Source organism: Streptomyces sp. NPDC016459 (assembly GCF_040632845.1).
GTDB lineage: Bacteria > Actinomycetota > Actinomycetes > Streptomycetales > Streptomycetaceae > Streptomyces.
Map to the genome: position 1 here is coordinate 1,656 of NZ_JBEYCR010000040.1, position 1,365 is coordinate 3,020.

1 rRNA gene (cut by a window edge) is annotated in these 1,365 nt (G+C 57.1%); it reads right to left on the reverse strand.

Annotation, left to right across the window (positions count from 1 at the left end):
- Window positions 1-1,275: ribosomal RNA gene (locus tag ABZ567_RS32245) — 23S ribosomal RNA — on the reverse strand (its annotated part extends 1,655 nt beyond the left edge of the window); the annotation flags it as partial.
- Window positions 1,276-1,365: the final 90 nt, after the last annotated feature.

The window sequence follows — 1,365 nt, forward strand, 5'->3', positions numbered from 1 at the left end:
TGCAATGACACGACTTCGGCGGTACGCTTGAGCCCCGCTACATTGTCGGCGCGGAATCACTTGACCAGTGAGCTATTACGCACTCTTTCAAGGGTGGCTGCTTCTAAGCCAACCTCCTGGTTGTCTCTGCGACTCCACATCCTTTCCCACTTAGCGTACGCTTAGGGGCCTTAGTCGATGCTCTGGGCTGTTTCCCTCTCGACCATGGAGCTTATCCCCCACAGTCTCACTGCCGTGCTCTCACTTACCGGCATTCGGAGTTTGGCTAAGGTCAGTAACCCGGTAGGGCCCATCGCCTATCCAGTGCTCTACCTCCGGCAAGAAACACACGACGCTGCACCTAAATGCATTTCGGGGAGAACCAGCTATCACGGAGTTTGATTGGCCTTTCACCCCTAACCACAGGTCATCCCCCAGGTTTTCAACCCTGGTGGGTTCGGTCCTCCACGAAGTCTTACCTCCGCTTCAACCTGCCCATGGCTAGATCACTCCGCTTCGGGTCTTGAGCGCGCTACTGAATCGCCCTGTTCGGACTCGCTTTCGCTACGGCTTCCCCACACGGGTTAACCTCGCAACACACCGCAAACTCGCAGGCTCATTCTTCAAAAGGCACGCAGTCACGACCCACCGAGTAAACTCGATGAGCGACGCTCCCACGGCTTGTAGGCACACGGTTTCAGGTACTATTTCACTCCGCTCCCGCGGTACTTTTCACCATTCCCTCACGGTACTATCCGCTATCGGTCACCAGGGAATATTTAGGCTTAGCGGGTGGTCCCGCCAGATTCACACGGGATTTCTCGGGCCCCGTGCTACTTGGGTGTCTCTCAAACGAGCCGTTGATGTTTCAGCTACGGGGGTCTTACCCTCTACGCCGGACCTTTCGCATGTCCTTCGCCTACATCAACGGTTTCTGACTCGCCTCACAGCCGGCAGACTGTGAAAGAGAGATCCCACAACCCCGCATGCGCAACCCCTGCCGGGTATCACACGCATACGGTTTGGCCTCATCCGGTTTCGCTCGCCACTACTCCCGGAATCACGGTTGTTTTCTCTTCCTGAGGGTACTGAGATGTTTCACTTCCCCTCGTTCCCTCCACATGCCCTATGTGTTCAGGCATGGGTGACAGCCCATGACGACTGCCGGGTTTCCCCATTCGGAAACCCCCGGATCAAAGCCTGGTTGACGGCTCCCCGGGGACTATCGTGGCCTCCCACGTCCTTCATCGGTTCCTGGTGCCAAGGCATCCACCGTGCGCCCTTAAAAACTTGGCCACAGATGCTCGCGTCCACTGTGTAGTTCTCAAGCAACGACCAGCCACCCATCACCCCACCCGACAAGCAGATGAGTTCACTGGGGCCGGC